19 protein-coding genes and 1 tRNA gene are annotated in these 20,395 nt (G+C 63.9%); 9 read left to right on the plus strand and 11 right to left on the minus strand.

The features are described from left to right. Positions 1–260: 260 nt before the first annotated feature. Genes NKH06_RS27670 through NKH06_RS27685 form a run of 4 tightly spaced genes read right to left on the minus strand, consistent with a single transcriptional unit; the run spans position 261 to position 5,283 of the window. Positions 261–1,427 (minus strand): NAD(P)/FAD-dependent oxidoreductase, encoded by a 1,167-nt coding sequence (locus tag NKH06_RS27670; protein WP_352868506.1) that lies wholly within the window; start codon positions 1,425–1,427, stop codon positions 261–263. 29 nt (positions 1,428–1,456) lie between these two features. After that, on the minus strand, positions 1,457–3,058 hold the full coding sequence (locus NKH06_RS27675; RefSeq protein WP_352868503.1) for an ATP-binding protein: 1,602 nt from the start codon (positions 3,056–3,058) through the stop codon (positions 1,457–1,459). Continuing rightward, on the minus strand, positions 3,049–3,741 hold the full coding sequence (locus NKH06_RS27680) for a response regulator (protein WP_352868500.1): 693 nt from the start codon (positions 3,739–3,741) through the stop codon (positions 3,049–3,051). The genes NKH06_RS27675 and NKH06_RS27680 overlap by 10 nt, the downstream gene beginning before the upstream one ends. Positions 3,742–3,744: 3 nt before the next feature. Then, the gene (locus tag NKH06_RS27685) at positions 3,745–5,283 is read right to left on the minus strand and encodes a DUF4153 domain-containing protein (RefSeq protein ID WP_352868497.1); all 1,539 of its coding nucleotides are present in this window, start codon (positions 5,281–5,283) and stop codon (positions 3,745–3,747) included. A gap of 510 nt (positions 5,284–5,793) precedes the next feature. On the opposite strand from NKH06_RS27685, the gene NKH06_RS27690 reads away from it, so the two are divergent. Both NKH06_RS27690 and NKH06_RS27695 read left to right on the plus strand, forming a co-directional pair. Further along, the gene (locus NKH06_RS27690; RefSeq protein ID WP_352442389.1) at positions 5,794–6,684 is read left to right on the plus strand and encodes an HpcH/HpaI aldolase/citrate lyase family protein; all 891 of its coding nucleotides are present in this window, start codon (positions 5,794–5,796) and stop codon (positions 6,682–6,684) included. Positions 6,685–6,735: 51 nt separating this feature from the next. Beyond that, a complete protein-coding gene (locus tag NKH06_RS27695) occupies positions 6,736–6,942 on the plus strand; it encodes a DUF1737 domain-containing protein (protein ID WP_013528780.1) in 207 nt (68 codons plus the stop codon). On the opposite strand, the gene NKH06_RS27700 is transcribed toward NKH06_RS27695, so the two are convergent. Further along, positions 6,929–7,615, minus strand: a complete 687-nt coding sequence (locus NKH06_RS27700) for a hypothetical protein (protein WP_352442388.1) — start codon at positions 7,613–7,615, stop codon at positions 6,929–6,931. The genes NKH06_RS27695 and NKH06_RS27700 overlap by 14 nt on opposite strands. Before the next feature lie 172 nt (positions 7,616–7,787). Between NKH06_RS27700 and NKH06_RS27705 the strand changes: the two genes are divergently transcribed. Beyond that, complete coding sequence (locus NKH06_RS27705; RefSeq protein WP_352442387.1) at positions 7,788–8,474, plus strand: TetR/AcrR family transcriptional regulator; 687 nt, start codon at positions 7,788–7,790, stop codon at positions 8,472–8,474. A 31-nt stretch (positions 8,475–8,505) separates the two neighbouring features. On the opposite strand, the gene NKH06_RS27710 is transcribed toward NKH06_RS27705, so the two are convergent. After that, complete coding sequence (locus NKH06_RS27710) at positions 8,506–8,928, minus strand: metallopeptidase family protein (RefSeq protein WP_023763026.1); 423 nt, start codon at positions 8,926–8,928, stop codon at positions 8,506–8,508. Between the two features lie 183 nt (positions 8,929–9,111). Here NKH06_RS27710 and NKH06_RS27715 point away from each other — a divergent pair, with 183 nt between their 5' ends. Genes NKH06_RS27715 through NKH06_RS27725 form a run of 3 tightly spaced genes read left to right on the plus strand, consistent with a single transcriptional unit; the run spans position 9,112 to position 14,928 of the window. Further along, positions 9,112–10,164, plus strand: a complete 1,053-nt coding sequence (locus NKH06_RS27715) for an ImuA family protein (protein WP_352442386.1) — start codon at positions 9,112–9,114, stop codon at positions 10,162–10,164. Next, a complete protein-coding gene (locus NKH06_RS27720; protein WP_352894708.1) occupies positions 10,106–11,581 on the plus strand; it encodes a DUF6504 family protein in 1,476 nt (491 codons plus the stop codon). The genes NKH06_RS27715 and NKH06_RS27720 overlap by 59 nt, the downstream gene beginning before the upstream one ends. Continuing rightward, positions 11,578–14,928, plus strand: coding sequence for an error-prone DNA polymerase (locus NKH06_RS27725; RefSeq protein ID WP_352894709.1), 3,351 nt, complete (start codon positions 11,578–11,580; stop codon positions 14,926–14,928). Before NKH06_RS27720 ends, NKH06_RS27725 begins: the two co-directional genes overlap by 4 nt. Before the next feature lie 225 nt (positions 14,929–15,153). On the opposite strand, the gene NKH06_RS27730 is transcribed toward NKH06_RS27725, so the two are convergent. From NKH06_RS27730 to NKH06_RS27745, 4 genes are all read right to left on the minus strand, one after another. Beyond that, complete coding sequence (locus NKH06_RS27730) at positions 15,154–15,393, minus strand: Trm112 family protein (RefSeq protein WP_023810889.1); 240 nt, start codon at positions 15,391–15,393, stop codon at positions 15,154–15,156. A gap of 9 nt (positions 15,394–15,402) precedes the next feature. Next, positions 15,403–16,074, minus strand: a complete 672-nt coding sequence (locus tag NKH06_RS27735; RefSeq protein WP_023810888.1) for an LON peptidase substrate-binding domain-containing protein — start codon at positions 16,072–16,074, stop codon at positions 15,403–15,405. 103 nt (positions 16,075–16,177) lie between these two features. Then, positions 16,178–17,179 (minus strand): thioredoxin, encoded by a 1,002-nt coding sequence (gene trxA / locus NKH06_RS27740; protein WP_127297739.1) that lies wholly within the window; start codon positions 17,177–17,179, stop codon positions 16,178–16,180. An 84-nt stretch (positions 17,180–17,263) separates the two neighbouring features. Next, entirely contained in the window at positions 17,264–17,761 is a 498-nt protein-coding gene (locus tag NKH06_RS27745) for a prolyl-tRNA synthetase associated domain-containing protein (RefSeq protein ID WP_023810886.1), read from the minus strand. A 245-nt stretch (positions 17,762–18,006) separates the two neighbouring features. On the opposite strand from NKH06_RS27745, the gene NKH06_RS27750 reads away from it, so the two are divergent. Both NKH06_RS27750 and NKH06_RS27755 read left to right on the plus strand, forming a co-directional pair. Continuing rightward, positions 18,007–18,081, plus strand: a tRNA-Gly gene (locus tag NKH06_RS27750). A gap of 176 nt (positions 18,082–18,257) precedes the next feature. After that, positions 18,258–18,821, plus strand: coding sequence for a type 1 glutamine amidotransferase domain-containing protein (locus tag NKH06_RS27755; RefSeq protein WP_352799192.1), 564 nt, complete (start codon positions 18,258–18,260; stop codon positions 18,819–18,821). A 62-nt stretch (positions 18,822–18,883) separates the two neighbouring features. Here the strand turns inward: NKH06_RS27755 and NKH06_RS27760 are convergent, their stop codons facing one another. Continuing rightward, positions 18,884–19,675 (minus strand): SapC family protein, encoded by a 792-nt coding sequence (locus tag NKH06_RS27760; RefSeq protein WP_352868487.1) that lies wholly within the window; start codon positions 19,673–19,675, stop codon positions 18,884–18,886. Positions 19,676–20,032: 357 nt separating this feature from the next. Here NKH06_RS27760 and NKH06_RS27765 point away from each other — a divergent pair, with 357 nt between their 5' ends. Next, complete coding sequence (locus tag NKH06_RS27765) at positions 20,033–20,302, plus strand: DUF6916 family protein (RefSeq protein ID WP_352442381.1); 270 nt, start codon at positions 20,033–20,035, stop codon at positions 20,300–20,302. The last annotated feature ends 93 nt before the right edge of the window (positions 20,303–20,395 follow it).

A 20,395-nucleotide genomic window follows, 5' to 3' on the forward strand; every position in this document is an offset into this window, starting at 1 on the left:
AAACTCCTGGTCATCCTCAATGCAAAAGCACGCGATGCGCGCAACGAGTTCGTAATTGCAACTTGACACCCCAGATAGTCGCTCTGTCCTGCCGGACATCTCCCCCGCAAGGGGGGAGATTGAGCGCTCAACCGCTTTCGCCAATTCCTGCGTTGCAGGAAAGAGCAAGGCGCTGAAGCTGCCGATCTCCCTTCTTGCGGGGGAGATGGCCGGCAGGCCAGAGGGGGGAACTCGACAGAACGGCGGTCTGCGCTGATCGCTCAAATCACATTCAATTCCCGGAACGCCCTTCCCTCCGCCACCCGCTCATACCCAAACGCCGAGCAGTCCACCGTGCGGTAGCCACCATGCACGATCAGTTCGGCCAGCGCCTTGCCGACCGCCGGCGCCTGCTGCAGGCCGTGGCCGGAGAATCCGTTGGCGAAGATGAAATTGCCGACTTCGGGATGCGGACCGATCACCGCGTTCTGGTCGAGCGTGTTGTAGTCGTAGTGGCCGGCCCAGGCGCGGGTCGGCTTGATCGCCTCGAAGGCGGGAATGCGGGTCGCCAGCACCGGCCAGATCACCTCTTCGAACAGCGCCCAGTTTACCTCGAAATCGCCGGGATCGGGTGCGCAGTCGCCTTCCTCCGGTTCGGCGCCGCCGGTGAGGTAGACCGAGCCTTCCGGACGGACATAGATACCGGAGGGATCGACCAGCAGCGGCATGTCGGCATACTTCTCGCGCGCCTCGAAGACGAAGACATTGCGCTTGCGCGGCTCGACCGGGAGTTCAAGCCCGGCCATGGCAGCCACCTTGCCGGCGTTCGGGCCGGCGGCGTTGACGACGATGCCGGCCTTCAGCGTCTCGCCATTGCCGAGGCTCACTCCCGTGACGCGGTTGCCATCGCGCGCGATGCTGGTGACATCGGCGGCGATGAAATCGACTTTCTTCTGCCGCAGCGCCTTTCGGAACAGCGTCAGCATCGCATGCGCGTCGAACCAGCCTTCGCCGGTGCGGCCATAGGCGCCGGCTGAAATGCCCTCGGTCGACAGCCACGGGAACCGGCGCGTAAGCTGGTCGGCATCCTCGAGCACGATGTCGGCGCCCTCCGCGATCTGCGCCTCGTGATTGCTCTTGAGGATCGGCAAGCCGTCCTCGCCGGCAAGGATGAGGTAGCCGCCCTCGCGAAAGCCGATATCGGCATCATCCCCGAACTCTTCCTTCAGCCGCCGGAACAGTTTTAGCGTGAACTGCGACAGGCGGATGTTTTCCGGGATCGAGAATTGCTGGCGGATCGAAGCCATGGACAGCGTCGTTGCCGCATGCGCGAATTGCGGATCACGCTCGACCAGCGCGATCGTGCCGGAAAACCCTTGCTCACGCAGGTAATAGGCGACCGAGGAGCCGACGATGGCTCCACCGATGATGACGATGTCGTAGCGCATTTTTTCTCCGATCCGGCCGATGGTGTCCGTCACGCCACCGGCACAATGATCTCGAAGCGCGTGCCGCGTTCGCTGTCAACCAGCGCGATCATACCATCATGCGCTTTCAGGAGGGCCAGCACGATGCCGAGCCCCATGCCGGTGCCGCCCTGTTCGCGCCGCGTGGTGAAGAACGGCTCGAAAATGCGCGCCCGATTGCTCGGCGAAATGCCGGCGCCGTCGTCGCTGACCAGGATGCTCGCCTTGCCGTCGGCGCTCGTAGCGGAGACAGAAACCGCCGTCGCGCCGTGCCTGGCCGAATTGTCGATGAGATTGGCCAGCACGATAGCCGCGTTCTCGGCCGATATGCGCAATCTGATGTCGCCGCCGGCTCCGACGCAAACCGCCAGCCTGTTGTCGACGGGCAGCAGCGCCAGCGCCGCACCGATCGATGTGCTTTCGCCGCTCGGCGCCAGGTTTTCGGCACGCGCTAGGTCGAGCAGACGGCGAACCAGCAGATTGAGCCGCCCGGCGTCGGTGACGATATTGTCGGAAAAGCGCCGCCGCTCCGTATCGTCCATAGCGCCACCGGAATCGCGCAGCAGTTCGGCCGCGCCCTGGATCGCTGTCAGCGGCGATTTGAGCTCGTGCGAGACATGGGTGGCGAAAGTCTGGATGCTGTCCGACCGCGCCTGAAGCTTTTCGGCCATGTCGAGGAAGGCTGCGGACAGCTCCGCCATCTCTCGCGTGCCGTGATGGTCGAGCGGCCGGATCGCCGTGCGGTCGCCGGCGACGATGCGCTCGGTGCGGTCGATCAGCGCATAGATCGGCCGGCTGACGGTGCGCAGGAAGATGAGACCGATGAGCAGCGTGCCGCCGAGAATGGCAATCGCCGCCAACGTCACCTTGCCGCGTTCGCCATAGAGATGTTTGATGATGTTGTTGGGCGTCCGCGACACATAGACGACGCCGGCGACCTTGCCGTCGACGGCGACCGGCAAAGCGACGAAGACCCGCACCTTGGTGCCGCGGCTGACCGAATAGAGCGGTGGCGCCGGCTGGTCGGGAATGCGCAGCCTGAGCGCGCTGGCATAGTGACCGGCAAGCGCTGCGCGCACCTCTTCGGCCGCACCGAGCGACTGGCCGACCTCGCCCCGTCCGGCAATGACGACGCCCCGGGCGTCGAGCAGCCGGAAGCCGGCCAGCGTGGTTTTCTGCGTGGCGTCGAGAATGCCGGACAGACGGGTACCGATCGCGGCAAAGGTGGGATCGACGATCGCAGGCATCGCCGCCGGCCGGGTCGGCAGCACATAATCCGAGGCAAGATCGAGTTGCGGCTCGATTGGCCTGTAGAGCGGGTCCGGATTGACGCTTCGGCTTGAATCCCCGCTTGGCCTCGGCATCGGCGCGCCGAGCTTGTCCGCCGCAATACCGGCGTCACGCACATCCTGCGCATAGATGGCGGCGATGGCCGCCCCTTGCGCGATCAGCTCCGCTTCGGTCTGGCGGATCAGCTGGTTCTCGTAGAGACGGAAGAAGAACAAGCCGACCAATGGCAGGGCCATCACCATGATCAGGATGGCGACGACGACCGTGGCAAGCCGTGGCCGCCATTTGCGGCCGATCCATTTGCCGGAAGTCGTCAGCCGCATCGGCCGAGCCGGAAGCCGACGCCATGCACCGTCTCGATAACATCCAGGCAACCCACTGCTGCCAGCTTGGCGCGGATGTTGCGGATATGGCTGTCGACGGTGCGGCCGGCGACATGGATGTTTGCGGCATAGGCGCTGGCCATCACTGCGTCGCGGTCGAGCACATGCGCGGGCCGCGTCAGAAACCCTTTTAAAATCGAGAATTCGATCCCCGTCAGGGCAAGCGCCTTGCCATCGAAGCTGGCAGCGTGACTGGCCGGCGCCAGAGCCAGTTTGCCATGCGAAAACTGCCTGTCGTCGACCGGTTCGGGCGCCGCCGGGCGGGCGCGCCGCAGGATGACGTTGACGCGGGCGACCAGCTCGCGCGGGCTGAATGGTTTCGTTACATAGTCGTCGCCGCCCATTTCGAGCCCGAGGATGCGGTCGATCTCCTCGTCGCGCGCGGACAGGAACAGCACCGGCACATCGGATGCGTGCCGCAGTCGCCGGCAGACCTCCAGCCCGTCCATCTCCGGCATGCCGATGTCGAGCACGACAAGATCCGGCGCCCGGCGGCCGATCGCTTGCAGGGCGGCGGCACCGTCGGCCACCCCTGTCGTTTTCATGCCGGCCTTTTCCAGCGCAAAGCAGATCACCTCGCGGATGTGCGGGTCATCGTCGGCGACGAGGATGTGATGCGGCATGGATCAGCGGCCCGGCATGGAAAGTTCGATTGCGGAGGGAATCACGAACGGCCCCTTGGTGTCGAGATATCGAAGCAGCCGCCAGTCGCGAAAGCTCCAGGCCCGCCAGTTCTGCTGGATAGTTCGATACCAGATTTCATCGCTGCCGCGCACGCCAGCCAGTTCGCGGACAGTGCCGGCGGCCGCCGTCTTGCCCTGCTGCTCGAGGAACCGATCGAGTGCGGGAAACGCGCCCGGACCGAGCGAGTGAAGATACCAGGCGTCTAGGGGAATGCCCTGGCCGGTCATTTCGAGGGAATGGTCGACATTGTAGTTGGCGATCGTCGCTGCAAAATTGATGAAACAGCCGGCATAAAGCGCCAGAGATAACGTCAGAAGATTGGCGGACAGCAGCCATTCGTTGGATTTTCCCAGTGCGATGCGGGCGATGATCAGGGCAAGCCCCGATGCGACCAGCCCCATCCAGACGAAGGCGGCGACGCGCCAGTAGGTCAATGCATAGATGCCGACATAGAGGTCGAGCCGCAGGATCGACGAAATGACCAGCATGATGTTCTGCGCCACCCAGGCATAGACCAGCCGGCGGATGAGCGGATCGGCCGATGTCTCGCTGCCTGGCCGCAGCGCTGCCAGCACGAAGCCGGCGGCAAGCAGCGCAGTGACCATCAAGGGATAGGCGCCACGATGCGCGTAGGCCGCGTAGCTCAGCCCGTCGGGAAGGGCCGCCCCGCCCCACAGATAGGTGGCGTCGAGCGCCGTCTGCAGCGCAAACAGGACGTTGAAGACGATCAGGGCGCGCAGGATGGCGGCCTTGCCGAACAGGATGTCTTCGATGGTGGTGACGGTTTTGTCGGCTTGAGCGCTGACGGCCGGCGCCGCGTGCGGGATGCGACGAACCAGGCGCGGCAGGCGCGGCCGCAGAAAAGCCCAGACAGCAGCTAGCACGAACAGCCAGAAGGCAATCCGCGCCAGTTGGATAAGATCGAGCAGCCTCACGAGGTCGATCAGCGACAGCCAGTAGTCGATCACCGGATTGGCGGCGCCGAACAGCGCCAGGAAGACCGCACCCAGCGTCAGCGGCATCACCCAGACGGCGATCGCCGCCAGCCGGATGCGCCGTCGGCCGAACCGGCGCGCCGTCTTGCGCCAGCGGATGAAATCGTTGGCGAAGCGGAACGGCGCCGCCAGCCCGAACAGCGCGATCTGGCCGGCAATACGCGCGATGCTGTGCCGCAGCCGCCCGCTCAGCGAAAGCGCAAAGACGGTCAGCGCCGCCAGCGCGATCGAGACCGACAAGGCACTGATGTTCTCGGCGAGCGGCAGCAGCGCGACAAGCAGGGCGGCGGGCTTGAGCCAGACCCTGCCGTCGCTGAAGGCTGCGGGATGCACGGCGACCACCGCGGCGGCAATCAGGGTGGCAAACAGGAAAACCGTGATGCCGGCGGGTTGGCCATAAAAGAGAGAATCCGCAAGTGCTGCCAGCAGGATGGCGACCCCGAAGCGGGTGCAATAGCCTGGCGCGGCGGTGAAGAAGGATATCATGACCTGGCCTTCCTGATGGCGTCCGGCCGGATTGCCGGCGGGGTTCTGCGGACAAAGGGAATGAGGATCGCCGTGGCGTTCGCGCGCGGCGATCGGCCAGCCACCAGCCTTCGCTGCGCAGCCGGTGAGGCAGGAACCAATAGGGTTTTGCTCGCTTTTGCATGCCGCCTGTTTGTCAGGCCGACGGGGAAAGGGTGGGGCGGATGCGAGGAGGTTTTCCGCAGGCATGTGCAGTTTTCGTGCAGGGTCGGGACGCCGAGCGTCTACCTCCCCCTTGTGGGGAGGTCGGACCGCAGGTCCGGGTGGGGGTCCGGCGCCGCGCCCCCCCCCCCCCGCCGGCCCCCCCCCCCCCCCCGCCCGTTGGGGGGGGGGGGGCCCGGCGGGGGGGGGGGGGGGCCCGGCGCCGCACCCCCACCCCGCTGCTTCGCAGCGACCCTCCCCACAAGGGGGAGGGTCGGCGCACAGCCCTGCGCGCTTGCCTCCAACAACCGCAGGCGGCATAGATCACCCATGGAAACCTATCGCCCGCGCCGCTCCGTGCTCTACATCCCGGCCTCCAACGACAAGGCCTTGGCCAAGATCGCGCAGCTTGCCTGCGACGCAATCATCATCGACCTGGAAGACGCCGTCGCTCCGGCCGACAAGATCACTGCCCGCGAAAAACTGGCCAGCATTTTCGCCGGCCATCCCGTTGCCAGCCATATTGGCAGACGCTGCGAGATGATCGTGCGCATCAATGCGATATCAAGCGAATGGGGCGCCGACGACCTGCTGGCTGCCGCAAGCTGTGAGCCCGACGGCATCCTTCTGCCCAAGGTCGACACGCCGCGCGACCTGCTCGAGGCCGGCGATGTGCTTGACGACAATTTTGTCCCCGATAGCGTGAAACTATGGGCGATGATCGAGACGCCCAAGGCGCTGCTCAACATCGGCGCCATCGCCGAGCTTGGCCGTGATCCGGCCTCGCGGCTAAATTGTTTCGTTGCCGGAACGAATGATCTGGTCAAGGAGACCGGCATTCTGGCAACGCCTGATCGACGCTACCTCGTGCCATGGCTGATGCAGATGGTGCTGGCCGCGCGCGCCGGCGGCATCGACATGCTCGACGGCGTCTCCAACGATTTTCGTGACCTCGACGCTTTCACACATGAATGCGCGGAAGCCGCAGCCATGGGGTTCGACGGCAAGAGCCTTATCCACCCGGCCCAGATCGAAGCCGCGAACCGAGCCTTTGCGCCGTCCATGGAAGCGGTGGCCGAGGCGCGCTCGGTGAAGGAAGCCTTCGCGCTGCCGGAAAATGCCGGCAAGGGCGTGATCGCGCTGAACGGCAGGATGGTCGAGCGGCTGCACTTGGCGCAGGCCGAAAAACTGCTGGCGAAGGCAGCCGCCATCGGGTCATAAATGCTCGATGGATGCGGGCGAGCTATAGCTACTCACGACAGGAATTGAACAATGAAACTCTACCGCTTTCTGTCCGCTCCGGACGATGCCAGCTTCTGCCACAAGGTGACGGCGGCGCTGAACAAGGGCTGGCACCTGTTCGGCTCGCCGACCTATGCCTACGACAAGAAGGCCAAAGCGATGCGTTGCGGCCAGGCCGTGGTCAAGGATATAGACGGCCAGGAATACGGACCCGATACGAAGCTCAGCGACTGGTAGGCTCCGCTCGCATCCACAGCCAGCCGGCCAGCCAGGCGATGGCTGCCGCAAGCGTCACCAGGCCCAGGTCAAGAGCCCACTCCGGCACGAACGCACGGAGCGCGATAGGCACCGCGCCAATGAAATAGAGGGCGAGTGGAATGCGCGGAACGCCTCTTGCAACGACAAGAGAGATTACAAACGCAAGTGTCCCAAGCAGAAAAAGGAACGAACTGACGACCAAAGCCAGTCCGAGAGGGCCGGCGCGCAGCTCGATGATGGTTGTCAGCGGAAGTTTCGAAAATACGAGATTGATCACCACTTCCACACCGACCAAACTTGCCAGTGCAACGAAGTTGATGACAAACGCGATGGTGCCGAACAGGCCCGCGCGCCGGCCAAACGCAAGAAACAGGCCGACGACAAGACCAAGCGCCAATATCTCGGCGACTGGCGCGAGAAGTTGTGTCAGATCGGTGGTCGCGATGAGCGCGCTGCGTTTGGCCGCGTTAACCACAAGAATAAGCGCGCTTCCCACCCCGGCGACGGCGGCAAGCCGATAAAGCGTGACGCTGGGCACAGCCGCGCTCGACTGGACAGTCGTGAGATTCTCCTTGTGCTGAGGTTCTTCGGCTGGACTCCTCAGCGAAATCAACGATTGCGGACGGCGGGGTTCGGCGGTTCTGGCAGACATGTTCGTCTCCTCATTCAGAGAAAACGGGGAGCCCGCGAAGACCGCAGGCCTGTTCCGGTCCCATCTGTAATCACTGATTACATTCTGTTACCTGCATTGTAAACAGTGATTACATAAATCGCGGATCGTGCTACGGACGCCTGAAGCAGCTCTACGGAACGAAAGAAAAGAGATGGCAAAAGCCAAGACACCTCACCGCACCGGCTACCACCATGGCAATTTGCGGGACACGTTGATCGATGCTGCAATTCAACTTGTCGAGGAAGGCGGCCCCGACAATGTGAGCGTGCGCGAAGCCGCAAAGCGGGCCGGCGTTTCCCCCGGCGCTCCCTTCCGGCATTTTCAGTCGAAAGCAGCGCTGCTGACCGCGGTCGCCGAACAGGCCATGAACCGGCTGACAGAGGCTGTTGCCAATGCACTTTCAGAAGTCGACAGCGCGGATCCCATCGTGGCCTTCGAAGCAATCGGACAAGGCTATCTGGAATGGGCGATCGCCAATCCCACGCATTTCCAGATCATCAGTTCCCGAACGCTGATTGATTTCGACGCGTCGGACAGTCTTCGCGGTCAGAATGAGGCCATTCGCCGGAAGATGATCGACCTGCTGACCCAGGCGCAACACCAGGGTCGGCTGGCTGCGAACACGGACTTCGATCATCTGGTTCTTGCCGCTCGTGCCTTTGTCTATGGGTTGGCACGAATGGTGGTTGATGGTCATTTTCCGGAGTGGCATCCGTCCGAGCCGCCATCGCTCGCCGTGCGCAAGGCGCTGCATCTTTTCATCAGCGGGATGACCAACCTATCCGAAGCGAGATCCCAAGAACCCTTGCCGCCGCTGAGTTCTGGACCGACTGGATAGGAATGGACAATTCACGTGACGCAGGAAGCAGTTACTCCGCCGCCTCTTCGATCTTCTCCATATCATCGTCCGACAGCCCGAAATGGTGGCCGATCTCGTGGATCAGCACGTGGGTGACGATGTCGCCCAGCGTCTCTTCGTTTTCGGACCAGTAATCGAGGATGGCGCGGCGGTAGAGCGTGATGCGGTTCGGGCCTTCGCCGGTCTGCGGGTTCCAGCGCTCGGCGATGCCTCGCCCCTCGAACAGGCCGAGCAGGTCGAACGGCGTTTCCAGCGACAGATCGTCCATGATCTCGTCGGTCGGGAATTCGGCGATCTGGATGACGATCTCGCCGGTCAGCTTGCGGAAATCTTCCGGCAGATGCGCGTACGCCTCCAGCGCCAGGAACTCCATTTCGTCCATCGAGGGCGAGAGTTCGTCGTGCCAGGTGCGGGTCTTGTAGATGCGGGCCATGCTTTGTCCTTTGATCCCGGCATATAGGCTTTCGCACCGGAATCGGCAAATGACACGGGCCGATGCGCCTGCGCCATCCGCGCGGAGAGGAATAAATTCCCTATGTGTCTGCTTGACTCTTGGGATGCGCTCTGGAATCTATAGGGAACATAACAGGAACAATGTGAGTGGAAGCTGACCGTCATGGCGATGACCGCCGTGGCGCGGGAGACTGTTTTTGCCCTGCGCCGCCAGATCGCGAAAATCGAGGGAACGCTGCCCGAGCGCTTGGCTGCGCCGGCCGCCGCGCCCTTTGATGCCGACGTCAACACCGATCTCACAATCGTCCGGCGTGGCATTGCCGCGGCGTTGCCGGATGCGTTCCTGCCTATTGGCGTCGAGCGCCTCGACGCCGCCCTGAGCGGCGGCCTGCCGAAGGCCGCCCTGAGCGAAATCCATGGCACGCAAACCCGCGATGCCGGGGCCGTCGCCGGCTTCGCTTTGTCGCTCACAAGCCTGATCCTCAAGCAAACGCCGGGGCTGCCGGTGCTGTGGATCGGCACATCGGAGATCTTTCGCGAGGCCGGCTTTCCCTATGCCAGGGGGCTTCACGCCTCGTTCGGCATCGAGCCGGAGCAATTGCTGTTTTCCGAGGCACCGAGACTTGTCGATGCGCTGTGGGTCGCCGAGGAGGCGGCCCGGATGACGGCGCTCGCCGCGGTCATCCTCGAAATTCGCGGCAATCCGCAGCGGCTTGACCTGACCGCGACACGCCGGCTGCATGCAAGGGCGCAAGCGGCCGGCCGCCCGGTGTTCCTGCTGCGGCAGGCGGCCGAGCCCGAACCGACGGCGGCACCCGTCCGCCTCATCGTCACGTCGGCACCGGCGGTGCCGCGCGACACCATCGCCGGGCCGCTGGCCGGCTCGATCGGCCGCCCGGCCTTCACCCTCACCATCGGCAAGAGCCGCACGGCCCTGCCTGGACAATTCACACTGGAGTGGAATCCCGATGAATGCGCATTCGACGAAAGAGCGGGCGACGAAAGAGCGGGCGACGAAGGAGCAGGTGGGGGAAGAAACCGGCCAAAGAATCCTGTCCCTGTGGTTTCCCTATCTGGCGGCGGAAAGGGTCCTGCGCCAGCGTCTGGGGCGGTCCTGGCGTTCCCGGCCGTCGGATCACCCATCTCACCCGCCGCTCGTGATCAGCCATCGAGACCGCAACGCGCAGCGCATCTCGGCCCTCGACGAGCGGGCTGAGGCCCTGCACCTGAAGCGCGACATGGGCATCGCCGATGCGCGCGCCATGCATCCGTCGATCGACATCGTCGAGGCCGATCCGGAAGCCGACCGCCGCCTGCTCGAAGGCCTTGCCGACTGGTGCGACCGCTACACCCCGCTGGTGGCGCTGGATGGCGCGGACGGCCTGTTTCTCGACGTCACCGGCTGCACCCATCTGTTCGGCGGCGAACGTGCCATGCTGGACGACATCCTGTCGCGCTTCTTCCATCAGGGTTTCGATGTCCGTGCCGGGCTTGCCGCGACGCCGGGCGCGGCCTGGGCGGCGGCACGGTTTTGCGGCGACCGCATCGTTGTGCCAGGCGAGGAGGAAGCGCTGCTGGCACCCCTGCCGCTGGCCGCGCTGCGCATCGAACCGGCGACCCGCACCAGCCTGGAAAGCGTCGGCCTGCGCACGGCGGGCGCCGTCATGGCGGCACCGCGCGCGCCGCTCGCCCGCCGCTTTGGCACCTTGCTGCTCCTGCGCCTCGATCAGGCGCTTGGCCGCCTCGACGAGGCAGTCTCGCCGCGCCTTCCCGTCGCGCCGCTTTCGGTCGAACGCCACCTCGCCGAACCCATCACCCTGACCGAGGACATCGAACGGCTGGTGGGCATGCTGGCGGCGACCTTGAAAACCGATCTCGAGCGCCGCGGCGAGGGTGCCAGGACACTGGCGCTGCTGCTCTTTCGCGTCGACGGCGCCGTCAGCCGCATCGCCCTCGGCACCTCGCGGCCGATGCGCGAACCCATGCTGATCCAGAAACTGTTCCATGAAAGGTTGGCCGCGCTCGAACAGGATATCGATGCCGGCTATGGTTTCGATCTGGTGCGGCTCTCGGTGTTGGCGGCAGCCACCTTCGGCATGCAGCAGGCCGATCTGACTGGCGAAACGACCGACGACGGTGCCGATATCGCGCTGTTCGCCGACCGCATCCGCGCCCGGCTCGGCGAGGGGGCGGTTCTCCGGCCGGTCGCGGTCGAAAGCCATCTGCCGGAGCGTGCCGTCGCCACGATCCCCTTCACCGAAGCGCCGCGCCGGACCACGCCGCCGAAGAAGCCGGACAGGCTGCAGGCACCAAAAACCATTTTTCCGCCGGAACGGCCGATCCGGCTGTTCCGCTCGCCCGAACCCATCGATGTGCCGGCCACTGAAATGCCGGAAGGACCACCGCTGAACTTCCGCTGGCGGCGCGCGCTCTACCGGGTCACGCGCGCCGAAGGGCCGGAACGCATCGCCGCCGAATGGTGGCGCGAGGCAGCGAGCGATCCGATCACGTCAACCCGTGACTATTTCCGTATCGAGGACGCCGATGGTCGCCGCTATTGGCTTTACCGGCAAGGTCTTTACGGCAACACGCAGGTGCCGCCGCGCTGGTTCATGCATGGTGTCTTCGCATGAACGCGCTGACCGTCATTCCCTTTGCCGAGTTCGGCATCCAGTCGAATTTCTCCTTCCTGCGCGGCGCCTCCAAGCCGGAGGAGCTGGTGGTCGCGGCCAAGCTCCTGGGCTTCTCGGCGATCGGGCTTGCCGACCGCAACACGGTGGCCGGCGTGGTGCGCGCCTGGCAGCAGGCCAAGGTCGAGACACTCTCCTATCATCCCGGCTGCCGGCTGGTTTTTGGCGACGGCACGCCGGACATCCTCGCCTATCCCCAGGACCGCAAGGGCTGGGGGCATCTGTGCCGCATGCTCACCCAGGCCAATCTGCGCGACGAGAACGAAAAGGGCGCCACCCTTCTCCAGCGCAGCGACCTGCTCGAATGGGGGGATCTGATGTCGCTGGCAGTCCTGCCCGATCTGTCGGCGGGGGCGCAGGACGGTCTCGCCTTGCTTCGGCTGCTCAAGGATCGTTTCGGCAGAAATCTCCGTCTGGCCGTTTCGCCCGACTACGCCGGCAATGACCGTTTCCGCATCGAGCAGGCCGCGGCTCTTGCCGAGAGCGTCGGTATTCCGCTGATGGCGACCAACGACGTTCTCTATCACACCGCCGAACGGCGCCCGCTGCAGGACGTGCTGACCGCGATCCGCCTCAACACCCCCGTCGCCGAGGTCGGGCTGCAACTCACCGCCAATGCTGAGCGCCATCTGAAGCCACCGATGGAGATGGCGCGCCTGTTCCGCAGGCATCCGCAAGCATTGGCCGAGACCTTGCGGTTTGCGGAAAGCCTGGGTTTTTCCCTTGAGGAGCTGAAGCACAACTATCCAGAGGAGACGACTGAGGCAGGCGTCGACCCTCAGACGGAACTGGAGAGATTGACTTGGGAGGGCGCCAGGAAACGTTACCCCGAGGGCATCCCTGACAAAGTGGAAGGACTCATCCGGCACGAACTCGAAATTGTCGGTCAGAAGAAATACGCCCGTTATTTTCTCACCGTTCGCGACATCGTTCGGTTCGCGCGTTCGGAAGAGGTCGGCATTCTGTGTCAGGGTCGCGGCTCCGCCGCAAACTCCGTCATCTGCTATTGTCTGGAGATTACGGAGGTAGATCCTGGCCTTCTGGACGTTCTTTTCGAGCGCTTTGTTTCGACGGAGCGCGACGAACCTCCAGACATCGATGTCGACTTCGAACATGAGAGGCGTGATGAGGTCATCGCCTATATCTACAATAAATACAGCGCCAAACGCACAGCCTTGGCCGCAGCCGTCATCAGCTATCGCGGCCGTTCGGCGCTACGCGAAGTGGCTAAGGCAATGGGCCTGTCGGAAGATGTCAGAAGCGCTTTGGCGAGCACGATCTGGGGTTGGTCGACCTCCGAACTTGGCGAGAAGGAGGCTCACGCTGGCGGCATCAACCGCACCGACCCGCTGGCAAAACTGGTGATCGAACGCTCCAACGATATCATGGGCTTTCCCCGTCATCTGTCGCAACATGTCGGCGGCTTCGTCATCACCAAAGACCGGCTCGATGAGATCGTGCCCATCGTCAAGACGGCGATGGACGAACGCAAGATGGTCGAATGGGATAAGGATGACCTGGATAATGTCGGCATCCTCAAAGTCGATGTGCTGGCGCTTGGCATGCTGTCTTGCCTGAGGCGTGCTTTCGATCTGCTGGAAACCCACTACGGAGTAAGGGACAAGTATGACCGGCGGCTGACCCTTGCGACAATTCCGCAAAAGGATAGCCGCGTTTACGACATGATCTGCCGTGCCGACACATTGGGCGTCTTTCAGATTGAATCGCGTGCCCAGATGTCGATGCTGCCGCGTCTCAGGCCCCGCACATTCTATGATCTGGTCATCGAAGTGGCGATCGTGCGACCCGGTCCTATCCAGGGCGATATGGTGCACCCCTACCTTCGTCGACGGCAGGGAAAGGAGAAGGTCGAGTATCCGAGCAAGGAACTTCAAGCCATTCTGGAGCGAACTCTCGGTGTGCCGTTGTTTCAAGAGCAGGCAATGAAGATCGCGATCGATGCCGGGGGCTTCTCGCCTGGTGAGGCGGATAAGCTAAGACGCGCTATGGCCACCTTTAAGCGCAGTGGCATGATCAAAAACTATGAAACGCTGATGGTCGAAGGGATGGTCAAGAAAGGCTATCAACGAGACTTCGCCGAGCGCTGTTTCAAGCAGATCGAGGGCTTTGGCGAATATGGCTTTCCCGAAAGCCATGCCGCTTCCTTCGCCCTGCTCGTCTATGCCTCCTGCTGGTTCAAGACCTTCTATCCCGACGTGTTCTGCGCCGCGATCCTGAATTCACAGCCGATGGGGTTTTACCAGCCGGCCCAGCTCGTGCGCGACGCAAGCGACCATGGCGTCGACATCCGCGACATCGACGTCAATTTCTCGGTCTGGGACTGCACGCTGGAGAAAGCGCCTTTCGATCCGACCCGTATCCTCCCGCGCCATGCCGAGATGCGCGGCGTCATCGAGACGAAGCATGCCGTCCGGCTCGGCTTCCGCCAGATCAAGGGCCTGTCGAAGGAGCGCATGGCGGCCTTCGTCGAACGGCGCGGCTCAGGCTACGGATCCGTCCGGGATGTCTGGCTGCGCTCCGGCCTCGATGTCGGCGAGATCGAGCGGCTGGCGCAGGCCGATGCCTTCCGCTCGCTCGGCTTTGATCGTCGCGAAGCGTTGTGGGCGGTGCGCGCGCTCGACGGCAAGAGCGCCGCCGAAAGGCTGCCGCTGTTCGACCAGCCGGCGCTTCGCCTGCGCGAGCTGGAGCCCGAGACGAAGCTGCCGAAAATGCCGCTCGGCGAGCATGTCATCCATGATTACCGCGCGCTCGGCCTGTCGCTGAAGGCGCATCCGGTCGCCTTCCTGCGCGAGCGGCTCGACCGCGCCGGCGTCATCCCCAATGCGAACCTGCCTTCCGTGCGTGACGGCAGGCGCGTCTCCGTCGCCGGCCTCGTGCTGGTGCGGCAGCGCCCCGGCAAGGGCAATGCGATCTTCCTGACACTGGAGGACGACAAGGCGGTGGCCAACGTCATCTTCTGGCAAAGAACCTTCGACCGTTACCGACCCATCGTCATGGGCGCCCGGTTCGTCAAGGTCACCGGAAAATTGCAGTCGGAATCGGGCGTGGTCCACATCGTCGCCGAGAGGATCGAGGATCTGACGCCCTGGCTGACCGTGCTTCTGGAGAAGGTCAGCGAAGCCGCACCAGCGGCTCCTCCGGGAGACCTCGCCAAGGAGCGTTCGGATCACTCCAGCCCCGCCGAACAAAGCGCACCGATCCGGCAGGATCTCGCAACGCTGTCGGAAGAAGCGGAAAGGGTCATGCCCAAGGGGCGGAATTTTCAGTAGTGTCAAAAACTTCGATGGCAGCGGGACAGCACCCCCCTCTGGCCTACCGGCCATCTCCCCCGCAAGGGGGGAGATTGGATGTAGTCTCGGCTTTCGCTAATCTCCACGGTTGCTGGAATGTGCGAAAGCGCCAAAGCTGCCAATCTCCCTCCTTGCGGGGGAGATGGCCGGTAGGCCAGAGGGGGGTGCTGTCCCGCCCACCTCGCCAGCCTGTGGTGCAAGAACTCAGCCCGGCCCACCCAAGCGTGGCGGCGGCGGGGCGAGCACGTCCTCCACCGAAAGCGTCCGCGCCTCGGAGGGCAGCATGATCGGGATGCCGTCACGCACCGGATAGGCAATCTTGGCGACCCTGGAAATCAGTTCGCCGCGCTCTGGATCCCAGGCCAGCGGCCCCTTGGTCAGCGGGCAGGCCAGCAGCTCCAGCAGCTTGGGGTCGACCTTCCTCTCGTCACGTCCGTCCGCCATCGCGCCCTCTTACTGCAAACTCGAGCCAAAATCCTCATTCTCGCGCGCCAGCGCCATTTCGGTGATGGCGATCAGCGTCTCCGCCCGGGTCTTCAGGTCGGCTGCTTCGAGCAGCGCCTGTTTCTCGGCCGGCCCGTAGGGCGCCATCATCGACAGCGCATTGACCAGCATGGCATTTTCGGCGCGGCTGACGCTTTCCCAGTCGGCCTCCAAATCGTTGGCCTGCAGATAGGCGCGAAACGCCTTGAGCAGCGATGGCCGGTCGATCTCGTTGTCCGCCTGATCCTCGTCGAGATCGGCAAGGAAAGGCGCGGGCTTGCACTGGCGAAACGGCGTCTTGACGGTCAATTCGTGGGCGATGCGGAACCGGCACACGCCCTGCAGCGAAATCAGGTAGCGGCCGTCGCCACTCTCGGAAAAGGCGATGATGCGCCCGGCGCAACCGACATTGCAGAGTTCCGGCTCGCCATCGCCGCGCAAGGCGCCGTCGAGACTGGGCTGGATGACGCCGATGAGCCGCGAACCGGCAATCGCCTCGTCCACCATCTGCAGATAGCGCGGCTCGAAGATGTTGAGCGGCATGCGCCCTCCCGGCAGCAAAAGCGCACCCTCGAGCGGAAAGATCGGGATCGTCGACGGCAAATCCTTGGCGAGCCGGTAATGCGCGTTTCCCGCTTGCACCATATTCCTCCGATCGCTTCACCAGAAGCGCGTCATGGCAGTTCTAATCTGGCGCAGTCATGGCCGACGCCAAGCCCGTGCGGCAAAACAACCGGCAAACGGCTCAGGAAAACAGCAATGCCGACAATTTGCGGCGCGCGGCAAGCGTTGCCTCGTCGGTCATGCCCCATGCCTCGAACAGCTGCAGCAATTGCGTCCTGGCGCCATCCTCGTTCCAGCTTCGGTCGGCCTTGATGATGGCCAGCAGATTGTCTGCGGCCGCGGTGCGGTCGCCGTTGGCGTTCTGGATCATGGCCAGATCGAAGCGCGCCTGGTGATCCCCAGGATTTTCCGCCAGCCGGCGCTCGAACTCGGCTGGATTGCCGAGAGCTGCCGCCTGCGCCGCAACCGCCATCCTGGCCCGTAGGGCTGCCAGTGGCGGCGCATCCTTCTTGGCCTCCGGGGCTGTTGCCAAAAGCGCCTCGGCGCCTTCCGTGTCGCCGGCGTCGAACAACAGTTCGCCCAGTCCGGCGATCGCCTCGATCGTCTCCGGCGCCTGCGCCAGGATGGCGTCATAAATGTCGGCCGCGGTCTGCATGTCGCCGGCCTCGCGCGCTTCGGTCGCCGCTGCCAAGGCTTCCGCCACCGGCGGCGCGCCGTTGCCCTTGCCGCCGACCTTGGTGATGAATTCGTTGATCTGGCTCTCCGGGATGGCGCCCATGAAGCCATCGACCGGCTGGCCGTCCTTGAAGGCGATGACCGCCGGGATAGACTGGATGCCGAGCTGGCCGGCGATCGAGGGATGGTCGTCGATGTTCATCTTGACCAGCTTGACCCTGCCGCCGGCGGCCTTGACCGCCTTCTCCAACTGCGGCGTCAGCTGCTTGCAAGGCCCGCACCAGGGCGCCCAGAAATCGACCAGCACCGGCTGGCGGCGCGATTCCTGGATGACATCGGCGGCAAAGGCAGCCGTCGTCGTGTCCTTGATCACATCGGCGGGAGCGGCGGGCGCATCGCCAAGCGCGACTTTCGCCGGCGCCGGCGCCGCTCCACCATACTGCACCGAGGTGGTGTACTGGCCGCCATTACCGCCAAAGGAGCCGCCGAACGGATTGTTGTCGCTCATCTCTTTGCCCTTCCGTGGCGCCGCCGGCCGGCGGCCAGGCGCCCTATGCTTCAGACCATCTGACTCAAGCCATCCATGTGGCGATCACACGGAGACTTTCAAGATAGCAGCATCGTGCCCGGTTGCCTCGACGAATCTGATCAGGTCCCGCGCCGCGATCGATGTCGTCGCCTCATTGGTCAGCGGATGCCCATTGATCACCGCATGCTCCATCAAATCCTTGTCGAGCACGAGCTTGACCCTGTTTGCCGTGTCGTTGATGACGCCAAAGACCGTCACGGCGCCCGGTGTGACGCCGAGCAGCTCCATCAGCATCTCCGGCTTGCCGAAGGAGACCCGGCTGGCGGCGCCGATCACCTGGTGGATCTGCTTCAGGTCGACGACCGCGTCCTCGCCGACGGTGACCAGGAAGAAATTATCCTTCTTGTCCTTCAGGAACAGGTTCTTCGTGTGCCCGCCGGCGATTTCGCCGCGCAACGCCTGCGAATCCGCGACCGTGTAGAGCGGCGGATGGCGCTTCGTCGACGCGGCAATGCCGAGTTCGGCGAGAAAGGCCATCAAATCGGCTTCGGTCTTCGGCATCGGTTTCGTTCCGTTTCTCAAGCCAGCCGTTTACGGCCAATGGGGCAGCCGACACAAGACCGTCATGCGACATCATGGTGAGCGGCACCGCCCTTCGCGCTGGCGCCCCGCCGCCCGCCACTCACGCGCCCGCCGGCGGCTTGCCGGCCCCGCGCGGCGTGTCACAAAAAGCCTGTGATTTCCCTGTTGCAATCGCCGCGCTCTTCAGCCATATAGGCCCGGCTTGCGGCCAAGACGCCGTGCGAGCGGGTGTAGCTCAGGGGTAGAGCACAACCTTGCCAAGGTTGGGGTCGAGCGTTCGAATCGCTTCACCCGCTCCAGTTTCCTCCAGGGGACTAAGCATCGAAAAGCCGCGGAACTCCGCGGCTTTTTCGTTTTTGGGCTTGCCTGGCTAAGAGTTTCGGCGGAATTCCCCAGGAGTCACATAAAATTACAGCGAGGAACGGTTCCCGCCTCGCCTCGTTAGCGCTCCATCAACGCAACGATGGAGAAAGCCATGCAGGACATTTCCGGCAAGCACGTCGCTATCCTGGCGACGAACGGGTTCGAGCAATCCGAACTTGAGGTGCCGCTGAAGAAGCTGCGCGAGGCGGGCGCCAAGGTCGATGTCGTGTCGCTCGCAAGCGGCAAGATCAGAGGCTGGGATCTCAAGGACTGGGGCCGAGAAGTTCCCGTCGACAAGACTTTGGATGAGGCGCGAGCGGACGCCTATGACGCGATCGTCCTGCCCGGCGGGGTCATCAATCCCGATCTGCTGCGTGTCGAGCGAAAGGCCCTGGGCTTCATCGAATCGTTCTGGTCGGCCAAGAAGGTCGTCGGCGCGATCTGTCATGCGCCCTGGCTTCTCGTCGAGACAGGCATCGTAAGGGGTCGCCGGGTCACGTCTTACAAATCGATCAAGACCGATGTGATCAACGCCGGCGGTCTGTGGGAGGACAGCAAGGTCGTTACCGACCAGGGACTTGTCACCAGCCGCAACCCCGGCGATCTCGAGGCGTTCTGCGACAAGCTCGCCGAGGAGATCAGCGAAGGGCGGCACGACAGAAGGGTTGCTGCCTAGCCGGCTTGTCCGCCCGGACGCATCGATTGGAAGGTTACGCCGGGAAAACCGCAACGTTTTCCTCAGGCGCTCTTCGCCCCAGCCGCCTTCCGCAGCGACGCCTGATGCACCAGCGAGGTCCAGCTGTTGGTCGAGGCGAGGTGGCAATAGAGCAGGCCGAGCGCGCCGGATTTGCGCAGGTCGAGAAACGCCTCGTCGCTCAATCTGTTGAAGGCCGGCTCGTCGATCACCTGGAAATCGGTGAGGTTGAGCACCTCGCCGCCTTCCAGCGTCACCTTGCTCTGGCGCGGTGAAAACAGGCCGTGCGCATCGATCTTTTCGACCATCTCGCGGGTGGCTCTGAAGTCGATCTGGAACTGGTTGCAGAAGGCGAGCGCCTGTTTGGTCGCTTCGTTCGGCTCGTTGCCGGTGAAAAACGGCAGGATCTTGTCATCGCGGGACGGCGCCAGCAACTGGTCGACGACCCGGTCGCTGGCCCGTTCGACGCACAGCGTCAGCCGGCCGGCCGATGTCGGGTCTTCGGCCAGGATGAAGGGATAGCGCCGGACATAGGCGGGGATGTAGTGCGGCCCGGTCCATTTGCCGTCGGCATCGACGAACAGGTTCTCGTTCTGGCGCACGCCGGTGATGATCACCGGCGACTTGGCCGGGCCGATAAAGACGATCGGGTAGGATCGCATCGCCGCCGGCATTTCCGACGCGACCACCGGAATGGCGTGCGCGGAGCGGGCGAAGCCGAAGTCGCTGCGCGCGGTCAGGCCTAGCGAGCCGTGCCGCGCCGGATTGAGCGCCTCGGGCCTCGAATAGAACAGCGGCAACGCATCGCCCGTCCCGTTCGTCTTTGCATCCGCCATCATCCGTCTCCCGCACGCCCATCAGGCTGCCATGGTCCCGAAGCCGGGATCTATGCTTGTTTGCGCTGATCTTGGGCCGAAAGGAATCCCGCGCAGGAACAAAGTACTACAGCGTCTCTTGCGCGCATAAAAGGACAGGCGGTGCTGTATTTTGGGATGCGGCGGTCGATTGTCTTGGGGAACACGACCGCCGGCCTGCCCGCCTCTGGACAGCTTGCGGCGAAGCGGCGACAGTGCCTCCGCTGGAGCAATTCCCGGAAAAGTGTGTAGTGGTTTCCCTTGCAATTGCGAAGAAACAAAAGCCGGATCAGCGATCCGAACGCTGAACCGCTCCAGCGGACAGATTAAGGAAACGGAATGGCGTCGGTGTCGGATTTCGAGCAGGGACAAACCTTCACCATAGAAGCCGGGGGCCGGCAGATCCCGCTCGAACTGAGCGCGGTCAAGCCCATCGCCGCCAGCCCGCGCCCGGGTGGCGGTTTCTCGCTGCTGTTCAAAGGCCCGCGCGAAATCGCATTGCCGCAGGCGACCTATTTTTTCACGGGGGAAAGCGGCAGCCACGAGATCTTCATCGTGCCGGTCGCCGCCGATGCGACGGGGCGGCTGTACGAGGCGGTGTTCAATTAGGACCCAGTTTTGGGCTGCATGCAGGCCTATCGCATCGTGACAGGGCCTAATGCGACAATCCTTGCCGCCGGCGCCGCCCCTCACTGTCCTGCC

The organism is Mesorhizobium sp. M1342 (genome assembly GCF_040317955.1).
In the GTDB taxonomy this organism is placed as follows: domain Bacteria; phylum Pseudomonadota; class Alphaproteobacteria; order Rhizobiales; family Rhizobiaceae; genus Mesorhizobium.